Consider the following 9,502-nt stretch of genomic DNA (forward strand, 5'->3'; position numbering starts at 1 on the left):
GGCCCACTCAATCACGAGGCGCCCCTTTGCTCCCGGTTTCCCGGCGCCTCCCGGTTTCCCGGCTCCTCCCGTTCCCCGCTCGGGGCCGTCGCGTCCGCCGGGGCCGTCGCGTCCGCCGGGGCCGTCGCGTACGGGGGCTTTCCCGTCCGCGGGGCGCCCCTGTCCAGCTCCTGGCCCGTGAGCCTGCTCGCCCGCAGCGCCAGCAGGACGACTCCGGTCGAGGCGGCCAGGGCGAGCGCGCGCTCGGCGTAGCCGGCGCCGTCGCGCCCGTGCAGGCCGACGTAGACCAGCACGCCGAGGAACATCACCGGGCTGTAGGCCAGCGCCGCGTTCGCGCTGCCCCGCCAAGCCGGGTGGGCCCGGAACTGCGCGGCCAGCACGGCCGGGGTGATCACTAGCAGTACGAAGCCGGCCAGGGCCAGCCCGACGTGCGCGCTCGCCTGCCAGGAGTCGCCGGTGAGGCGGTGCGCGCACCAGGGGTCGGCGGCCCGGCAGTCCAGTCGGAAGAAGACGTCCGCGACGTTGTCGAGCCCCACCGGGGAGGCGGCCACCAGCCAGGCCGCGACCGGGCGGGGGCCGCCGGGGACGGCGAGTGCCGGGCGCAGTGCGAAGAGCGCGAACGCGATGGTCAGCAGTCCGGCGATGCCCTGCGCTGCCAGCTTCCAGCCGGGGTGGCTCGCCGTGAGCGCGCCCAGGTCGCTGATGGTGTCCGCGGACACCCGGTAGCCCCGGCCCTCGACCAGCCCGCCGACGAGCCATGAGACGGTGAACAACAGCTGGGCGGCGATGCCACCCCAGATCAGCGCGTTCCTCGTCCTGGTCACCGGGCGCCCCCCTCTGGTTCTCGGTGATACGGTTGTATCAGATTTCGGAGGTAGTCGAGAAGTGTCCACCCGCGTCGACCACGAGCAGCGGCGTACTCAGATCGCCGAGGCGCTGTTGCGGATCGCCGACACCCAGGGCCTGCAGGCGGCCAGCATGCGGGTCGTGGCCGCCGAGGCAGGGGTGTCGCTGCGCCTGGTGCAGTACTACTTCCACACCAAGGACGAGCTGCTGATGGACGCCCTCGCCCGGCTGGGCGCGCAGCTCCAGGTGCGGATGCAGAAGTGGATCGCGGCGGCCGGCAGCCCGCCCACCCCGCGCGGCATCGTCACCGCGATCCTGTCCTGCATCCTGCCCACGGACGCCGAGAGCCGCCGGATCACCCGCACCTACGCCGCGTACTACACGCTGGTCCTGAGCGAGCCGCGGCTGGCCGAGCAGCACGGCACCACGTACCCCGACATGCTCGAATCCTTCCTGGCCAAGCAGATCCGGGCCGCCCAGCAGCTCGGCGAGGTCCCGGCCGGGCGCGATCCGGAGCTGACCGCCGCCGGGCTGCTGGCCATGACCAACGGGCTCGGCTCCAGCGTGCTCGGCGGCCAGCGGGACGGCGAGGCCGCGCTGGCGATCCTGACCCACCACCTCGACGAACTGTTCCGCACCTCCCCTGCCGTGTGATACACACGTATCAACAATCCCGACGGGGGGAGCTTGTGATGACACGCGTCCCGAGGCTGCTGGCCGCTGCGCTGCTGGCGGCACTCGCCGCCCTGCCGACCGCACCGGCCGCCGCCGCCGACACCGGCGCGGTGGCTGCCACCGACGCCGGCACGGTGCTCGGCAGCGCGCACGACGGCTACCGCACCTACCAGGGCATCCCGTACGCAGCACCGCCGGTCGGCGCGCTGCGCTGGCGCGATCCGCAGCCCGTCGCGCCGTGGTCCGGGATCCGGTCGGCCACCGCACCCGGCAACCGCTGCCCGCAGGGCCGGCCCGACCAGCCCGACGGCAGCGAGGACTGCCTCTACCTCAACGTGACCGTGCCCGCCCGGGCCGACCACCGCCCGGTGATCGTCTGGCTGCACGGAGGCGGCTTCACCTCGGGCGCCGGCAGCGACTACGACCCGCACCGGATGGCGGTGAGCGGCGACGCGGTCGTGGTCACGGTCAACTACCGGCTGGGCGTCTTCGGCACCTTCGGCTACCCGGGCCTGGCGGACTCGGGCGACTTCGGGCTCGCCGACCAGCAGGCCGCGCTGCGCTGGGTACGCCGGAACATCGCCGCGTTCGGCGGCGATCCGCGCAACGTGACGCTGGCCGGACAGTCCGCGGGCGGCATGAGCGTGTGCTCCCAGCTGACCTCGCCATCAGCCGCCGGACTGTTCGACAAGGCCGTGATCCAGAGCGGATCCTGCCTGATCGACTACCCGCGGAACCTGTTCTTCCCCGGCATGGCCGCCGGTTCGCCCTGGGCCGACCGCACGTCGGTCGAGGCGGCCGGCCAGACCCTCGCCGCCACGGTCGGCTGCCACACGCTGGACTGCCTCCGGCAGCAGCCGACGGCCGCCCTGTACCGGCACGGCACCGCCTTCACCCGGCCCGCGTACGGCACCTCGCTGCTCCCGCTCGAACCGGCGGCCGCGCTGCGGGAGGGCCGGTTCCAGCGGGTGCCGGTGCTCAGCGGTGGCAACCGCGACGAGCACCGGGGCTGGGTCGCCGCGCAGAACCGCTACGTCGAACCGATCACCGCGGAGCGGTACGACCACCTGCTCGCCGACAGCTTCGGTGACCAGGCCGGCCAGGTCGCCGACGAGTACCCGGCCGACGCCTACCCTTCCCCCGCGCTCGCCTGGGCCGCACTCGCCACGGACCGCATCTGGTCCTGCCCGACGCTCACCGGTGACCGCCTGCTCGCCCGGCACACCGAGGTGTACGCCTACGAGTTCGCCGACCGCGACGCCCCCGGGCAGCCCGGCTTCGCCCCCGGCCTGCCGCCCGGCGCGTACCACGGCTCCGAGCTGCCGTACCTGTTCGACGTCGCCGGCTGGCCGGCCCGGCTGACGCCGGCCCAGCAGCGGCTCTCCGACCGGATGATCCACGCCTGGACCGCCTTTGCGACCAGCGGCCGCCCGTGGGCCCGGTTCCGCGGCGACGACGTGATGTCCCTGCGCCCCGACGCCGTCCGGCCGGTCGACCTCGGGGCCGAGCACGACTGCGGCTTCTGGGGCGACGAGGGCGTCCTCAACGGACCGGATCCGGAGGAGGATCGAGGCGATGGGACGGCGGCCTGATCCTCCGGGGGTTGGTGCGGCTTCGAGTGGGCTGCCGTCGGGGAGCCGGCGGTAGGGGCGATCCGCACGTGCCGGGTGCCGAGTGCCGAGTGCCGGGTGCCGGGAGGTGTGCTGGGCCGTTGCCGGTGGGCGCGGCTACGCTGGTCGGCGTTGGGGCAGCCAGTGGCGCCCGGCCGGCCGAGGGTGTCCGGTCCGGAGCGATGTGCGAGATCGTTCAGAACCGTTGCAAGACCGAGGGAGACACCTACGTGGCAGACCGCAAGCCCATCGAGTCCTGGCTGACCGACATGGACGGTGTCCTCATCCACGAGGGCACGCCGATCCCCGGGGCGGAGGAGTTCCTCCGCCGGCTGCGGGAGTCCGGCAAGCCCTTCCTCGTCCTCACCAACAACTCCATCTACACCCCGCGCGACCTCAGTGCCCGGCTGGCCGGGATGGGCCTGGAGGTGCCGGAGGAGTGCATCTGGACCTCGGCCCTGGCCACCGCCAAGTTCCTCAAGAGCCAGCGCCCGAACGGCACCGCGTACGTGATCGGCGAGGCCGGCCTCACCACGGCGCTGTACCAGGCCGGGTACGTGCTGACCGACAACAACCCGGACTACGTCGTGCTCGGCGAGACCCGGACCTACTCCTTCGAGGCGCTCACCAAGGCGATCCGCCTGATCAACGCGGGTGCCCGGTTCATCTGCACCAACCCGGACGAGACCGGCCCCTCCACCGAGGGCGTGCTGCCGGCCACCGGCTCGGTCGCGGCCCTGATCACCAAGGCCACCGGGGTGGACCCGTACTTCGTCGGCAAGCCCAACCCGCTGATGATGCGCGAGGCGCTCAACACCGCCGGCGCCCACTCGGAGACCGCCGTGATGATCGGCGACCGGATGGACACCGACATCGTCGCGGGCATGGAGGCCGGCATGGAGACCATCCTGGTGCTCACCGGCCTGACCTCCGCCACCGACGTGGAGCGCTTCCCGTACCGGCCGACCCGGGTGGTCAAGTCGATCGCGGACCTGGTCGAGCTGGTCTAACCTCTGCGGTGCAGTCGCGAGCCCCGTCCCGGCCGAGCGCCGGGGCGGGGCTCGTTCCGTACGCGTGGGGAGGACCGGGCGGATGAGCACGGCGGGGGAAGCGGCGACGGGCGAAGGCGCGGCGGGGGAAACGGCCGGGGAAGCGGCCGGGGAGGCGGCGGCGGGGGAGGAGCCGGAGAAGCGGGTCACCTGGGCGGAGCTGTACTTCGACCTGGTCTTCGTCTTCGCGATCACCCAGGTCTCCGGACTGCTGCACCACCAGCACGACCTGACCGGCCTGGTCCGGGCCCTGGTGGTGTTCGTGCCGGTGTACTGGTGCTGGGTCGGCACCACCGTGCAGGCCAACATCCGTGACGTGGACAACCCGCGCGACCGCCTGGGCATCCTGCTGGTCGGACTGGCCGGCCTGTTCATGGCGCTCGCCGTCCCCGGCGCGTACGGCGGCCGGGGCGTGCTGCTCGGCGCCGGGTACTGGCTGGCCCGGGTGGTGCTGCTGCTCCTGCTGGTGCGCGTCCCGGGAGTGTGGCGCGGCCCGTACGGGGCGGGCGTGCTGGTCAGCGGACCGCTGCTGGTGGTCGGCGGGCTGCTGCCGGACGGGCCGCGGCTGGCGCTCTGGGCGGCGGCCGCGCTCTGCGACCTGGCCGCGCCGCTGGTGTTCCGGCGGCGGCTCGCCAAGGTGGCCTACCACCCGTCGCACATGCCGGAGCGGTTCGCGCTGTTCCTGCTGGTGGCGCTCGGCGAGTCGGTCGTCGGGATCGGCGGCTCGGCCGCCGCGGCCCGGCTGGACGCGGCCGAACTGGCCGCCGTGGCAGCCGCGTTCACCATCTCGGCCGGGCTGTGGTGGCAGTACTTCGTGTTCGCGGCGGACGCGATGCGGCACGCCGTGGTGGTCGCCGACTCCCGGCGGGACGTGATCCGGCGGGTCTTCCAGTACGGGCACCTGGCGCTGGCGGCCGGGGTGATCGGGGTCGCGGTCGGCTTCGCGGAGACGGTCGCGGACCCGTGGCAGGCGCTCGGCGCCGGACCGGTGGGGCTGCTCTACGGCGGCTGCGGGCTGTACCTGCTGACCTTCGGGTACACCCGCTGGATGATGTTCCGGCTGGTCTCGACCACCCGGATCGCGGCGGCGGCGGTGGCGCTGGGGCTGCTGCCCGCGATGGTGCGGCTGCCGGCCCTGGTGGTGCTGGTGGTGCTGGCCGTGCTGCTGGTGGCGCTCAACGGGGTGGAGCACGTGCGGGTGGTGCGGGCGGCCAGGGCGGTCGGTGCTGCGGCTCCGGCTCCGGCCCCGGCTCCGGCGGATTCGGCTCCGGATTCGGCTCCGGCGTCGGCCACTGCGACGGCTGCGGCTCCGGCGCCCGTGGAGTGAGTTGTCGGTGGGGCTGTGTAGCGTTCGGGGTGTAAGAGGGCGGGCGGCGCAGCAGCCGCGGTGTGGGAGGTAGATGTCGTGACGGACACGGTCGAGGCGGGCGTGGTCGAGGCCGGCCAGGGCGGCGGGCTGGAGCTGCCCGAGTCCTGGCGCGCGGTGCTCGGCGCCGAGACGGAGAAGCCGTACTTCGCGGAGCTGGCGGCCTTCGTGGCGGCCCAGCGCGCGGAGCACGAGGTGTTCCCGCCGAGCGGCCAGGAGTTCGCCGCGCTGCAGGCCACTCCGTACGAGAAGGTCCGGGTGCTGGTCCTCGGCCAGGACCCGTACCACGACAACGGCCAGGCCCACGGCATGAGCTTCTCGGTGCTGCCCGGGACGAAGACGCCGCCCTCGCTGCGCAACATCTTCAAGGAGCTGGACGCCGACCTCGGCATCCCGGCCCCCGACAACGGCTACCTGATGCACTGGGCCGAGCAGGGCGTGCTGCTGCTGAACGCGGTGCTCACGGTCCGCGCCCACGAGGCCAACTCGCACAAGGCGAAGGGCTGGGAGAAGTTCACCGACGCGGTGATCAAGGCGGTGAGCGATCGCGAGGAGCCGGTGGTCTTCGTGCTGTGGGGCAACTACGCCAAGAAGAAGCTGCCGCTGATCGACACCGAGAAGCACGTGGTGGTCCAGGGCGCGCACCCGTCGCCGCTCTCCGCCAAGCTGTTCTTCGGCAGCCGCCCGTTCTCGCAGATCAACGCGGCGCTGGACGCCTTCGGCGGCGAGCCGATCGACTGGCGGGTGCCGGACCTCAAGCAGGGCTGACGCGCAGTCGTGCCGCACGTGGCCGTGGCTGGACGGGGTTCGGATTCCCGTCCGCCCACGGCCACTTGCCGTTCACCGGTGGCGGCCGTCGGCCGGGGCCGGGTGTGCTTAGCTGGTGCCGACCGGTCGCCGGACCGGTCCGACGGGGGCGGGAGTCGGTGCGGAGGGGCGGTACGTGCGCGGGGTGGGGCGGGCAGGAACCAGCCGGTGGGTCGGGCTGACGGCGGGTCTGGCACTGCTGGCGTTGCCGGCGGTCGCCGGGTGCGGTGGTGGTGGCGGGGGCGCTGAGCGCGGCGGGGTGAGCGGATCCCCCGGCGGCTCCGGGGCTCCCGGCGGGGCCGGAACCTCCGCCGTGGCTCCGGCGGGCGGCGCCGCTGGCCTCAACCAGCTTCCCGGGCAGGCCTTCTACGTCTCCGACCGCACCAACGCGGCCCAGCAGCTCGCCGTGCTGCGCGGCCAGGGCCGTGCGGCCGAGGCCGACACCCTGCTGCGGATCGCCGCCCAGCCCTCCTCCCAGTGGCTCGGCGAACAGGGCGCCCGGGAGATCGCCGACCAGGTGAGCCGCCGGGCCACCGAGGCCGGCCGGACGGCCGTCTTCGTCGCGTACGACATCCCGCACCGGGACTGCGGCCAGTACTCGGCCGGCGGCGCCGCCGACGCCGCCGCCTACCGCTCCTGGATCACCGGCGTCGCCGGGGCCCTCGGCGACCGCAGGGCCTGGGTGGTGCTGGAGCCGGACGCCGTCGCCCACACCCTGGACACCTGCGGGATCAAGGGGGACCTGGCCGCCGAGCGGTACGGCCTGCTGGCCTTCGCCGTCCAGGAGTTGAAGAAGCGCCCGAACGTCCGGGTCTACCTGGACGCGGGCAACCCGGGCTGGGCGCAGGACCCGGACGAGATGGCCGCGGCGCTGCGCAAGTCCGGCATCGCGGCGGCGGACGGCTTCGCCGTGAACGTCGCCAACTTCTATCCGACCGACCGGAACGTGGACTACGGCAACCGGCTCTCCGCCGCCCTGGGCGGCAAGCACTTCGTCATCGACACCAGCCGCAGCGGCAACGGCTCGGCGGGTGCCGAATCCTGGTGCAACCCGCCCGGCCGGGCACTCGGCGAGGCGCCGACCACCGAGACGGGGCGGCCCGGGGTCGACGCCTACCTGTGGATCAAGAACCCGGGGGAGTCGGACGGCGAGTGCGGCCGCGGCGAGCCCCGGGCGGGCGAGTTCTGGCTGCCGTACGCGCTCGGGCTGGCGCAGGCGGCGCGCTGAGCGCAGGCGGTGCCCTGAGCACAGGCGCCCGCCCCGCCCGGGGCCGTCCGCTCAGCCCGTGACCTGGACCCACCGGGCGACCGACGGCGTGCCGGCCGCGTCCGTCAGGAACAGCATGTACCAGCCGGGCGGCAGCAGGTTCGGGTTGCCCGGGAGGGTGAGCGAGAGCCCGTCGGCGGTGCGCCCGGTGATGTCCAGGGCGACCGAGCGCTGCTCGACGTCGGTCACGTGGGTCACCGAACTCGGCCGGATCAGCTTGGCGGTGGTCACCGCGTCCGGCCGGGCGGTGCCGATCCGGACGGTGCCGCCGAGCTTCGCCGCCGCGGGCGAGGCCGTCACCTCGGGCCGGTCGCCGTGGTACAGGTACGGCGGGGTGTAGATCTCGATGCGCTGCTCGAAGCCGCCGGGCTGGGTCTCGGCCTTGTCGGCGAACAGCGGGTTGGAGCCCAGTACGGCGACCCGGCCGTCCGGCAGCAGCAGCGCCTCGGAGTGGTAGTCGCGGCCGACGGCGGGCTCGGCGGCGGTGCTGAAGGTGTTGGAATCCGGGTGGTACACCTGGGCCTTGAGCAGGTCGCTGTCGCCCCGGCCGCGGTAGCCGCTGGAGCCGCCGGTGGTGAACACGGTGTCGTCCGGGAGCACCACGCTGTTGAGGTAGCGGGTCCCGCCGGCCGGCAGGTCGGGGCCCGGGACGAAGGCGGGCTCGGGCGCGGTCAGGTCCACGATGTCGGTGCGGGCCGTGGACAGCGGGGACTCGCCGACCCCGCCGCCGCCCAGCACCATGACCTTCTGCGCCTGCGCGGGCGGCAGCAGCACCGAGGCGGAGGTCTCGGTCAGCTTCGGGTCGCGCAGTCCGGGGACGGGCCGGAAGCCGTTGTTCGACAGGTCCCAGAGGCCCGGCTCGCGGCCCTTGTCGGCGGGGCCGTAGCCCGCGTTGGAACCGGAGTAGAAGAGCTTGCCGCTCGCCGTCAGGAAGATCGACGGGTAGGTCGGGAAGTAGCGGTCGGGGCCCTTGGCCCAGGTCCTGGCCTTCGGGTCGTAGATCTCGTTGTCGTTGCCGTTGAGGATCAGCCCGGTGTCGTCCAGGCCGGAGACGGTGATCACACGGCCGTCGCCCAGCCCGGTCAGGGTCGGGTACCACCGGGCGTGCGCCATGTCGGTGACCTGCTCGTAGAGCTCGGTGTCCGGGTTGAACTCGAAGGCGGAGCGGATGCCCTGGTAGTCCTGCTTGTCCAGGGTGAGCTTCTCGCTCTGCCCGTACAGGTTGTGGGCGTCGACGCCGGTCAGCCCCTTGATCCGGTACTGGGCGGGGGAGTTGCTCACGTAGTCCCGGCCCTCGCCGACCGCCTCGACGAACACGTGCTGCTCGCCGGCCGTGACCACGGTCTGCTTCCCGGCGCCGGTCTTGGTCGCGGCGGGGACGGTCACCTGGATGGTGCTGGCGTACTCCCGGCCGTTCGGGGCGACGAACAGGGTGCCCTTGGGGAAGGTGCGGTCGTGTTCCGGGCTCTCGTTGCGCACCCGCATCACGCCGGCCGCCCTCTTCACCGCGCCGTCCAGCTTCTCGTACCGCTGGGTGCCGCCGGCCACCAGCACCCGGCCGTCCGGGAGGGAGGCGTGGCCGCCGCAGAACATGTCGGCGGGGGTGGGTATCAGCTTGTAGGTGTTCCTCGCCGGGTCCCAGAGCAGGCTCTTGAAGGTGCCCGCGTTGAACTGCTTCTCGTCGTTGCCGGACCCGGCCACGATCAGCACCTTTCCGGTGCGCAGCAGGGTGGCGTGGACGGCGTTGACCCGGAACTCGGCGGGCAGCGACAGGGTCTGCCAGTGGCCGTACCGCGCCTTGTACTCGGGGCGGTTGATCACGTACTGGTGGTACTGGTCGCTGGCGAAGCCGAGGACGGCCGGGGCGTTCATCCCGGCGACG

8 protein-coding genes are annotated in these 9,502 nt (G+C 73.4%); 6 read left to right on the forward strand and 2 right to left on the reverse strand.

The annotated features are described in order from the left end of the window. Window positions 1–11: 11 nt before the first annotated feature. Window positions 12–824 carry a DUF998 domain-containing protein gene (locus AB0F71_RS30030; RefSeq protein WP_360240719.1) on the reverse strand — a complete coding sequence of 271 codons (813 nt, stop codon included), beginning with the start codon at window positions 822–824 and terminating at the stop codon, window positions 12–14. 61 nt (window positions 825–885) lie between these two features. Between AB0F71_RS30030 and AB0F71_RS30035 the strand changes: the two genes are divergently transcribed. The 6 genes from AB0F71_RS30035 (at window position 886) to AB0F71_RS30060 (ending at window position 7,581) form a co-directional block, all read left to right on the forward strand. After that, window positions 886–1,500: a TetR family transcriptional regulator C-terminal domain-containing protein gene (locus AB0F71_RS30035; protein WP_360240722.1), complete on the forward strand. Its 615-nt coding sequence runs from the start codon at window positions 886–888 to the stop codon at window positions 1,498–1,500. A gap of 38 nt (window positions 1,501–1,538) precedes the next feature. Then, on the forward strand, window positions 1,539–3,113 hold the full coding sequence (locus tag AB0F71_RS30040; protein ID WP_360240725.1) for a carboxylesterase family protein: 1,575 nt from the start codon (window positions 1,539–1,541) through the stop codon (window positions 3,111–3,113). Between the two features lie 248 nt (window positions 3,114–3,361). After that, on the forward strand, window positions 3,362–4,141 hold the full coding sequence (locus AB0F71_RS30045) for an HAD-IIA family hydrolase (protein ID WP_360240728.1): 780 nt from the start codon (window positions 3,362–3,364) through the stop codon (window positions 4,139–4,141). Between the two features lie 82 nt (window positions 4,142–4,223). Further along, a complete protein-coding gene (locus tag AB0F71_RS30050) occupies window positions 4,224–5,507 on the forward strand; it encodes a low temperature requirement protein A (RefSeq protein ID WP_360240731.1) in 1,284 nt (427 codons plus the stop codon). 78 nt (window positions 5,508–5,585) lie between these two features. Beyond that, complete coding sequence (locus AB0F71_RS30055) at window positions 5,586–6,314, forward strand: uracil-DNA glycosylase (RefSeq protein ID WP_360240734.1); 729 nt, start codon at window positions 5,586–5,588, stop codon at window positions 6,312–6,314. 352 nt (window positions 6,315–6,666) lie between these two features. Next, window positions 6,667–7,581 carry a glycoside hydrolase family 6 protein gene (locus AB0F71_RS30060; RefSeq protein WP_360240737.1) on the forward strand — a complete coding sequence of 305 codons (915 nt, stop codon included), beginning with the start codon at window positions 6,667–6,669 and terminating at the stop codon, window positions 7,579–7,581. A gap of 51 nt (window positions 7,582–7,632) precedes the next feature. Here AB0F71_RS30060 and AB0F71_RS30065 read toward each other — a convergent pair whose 3' ends face one another. Continuing rightward, window positions 7,633–9,492: a kelch motif-containing protein gene (locus AB0F71_RS30065; RefSeq protein WP_360240854.1), complete on the reverse strand. Its 1,860-nt coding sequence runs from the start codon at window positions 9,490–9,492 to the stop codon at window positions 7,633–7,635. Between the last annotated feature and the right edge of the window lie 10 nt (window positions 9,493–9,502).

The sequence above is a fragment of the Kitasatospora sp. NPDC028055 genome, from assembly GCF_040637885.1.
Classification (GTDB): Bacteria; Actinomycetota; Actinomycetes; order Streptomycetales; family Streptomycetaceae; genus Kitasatospora.

Coding starts and splice junctions, on each gene's coding strand:
- AB0F71_RS30050 (WP_360240731.1), top strand. CDS start 4,224: ATGAGCACGGCGGGGGAAGCGGCGACGGGCGAAGGCGCGGCGGGGGAA.
- AB0F71_RS30040 (WP_360240725.1), top strand. CDS start 1,539: ATGACACGCGTCCCGAGGCTGCTGGCCGCTGCGCTGCTGGCGGCACTC.
- AB0F71_RS30065 (WP_360240854.1), bottom strand. CDS start 9,492: ATGAACGCCCCGGCCGTCCTCGGCTTCGCCAGCGACCAGTACCACCAG.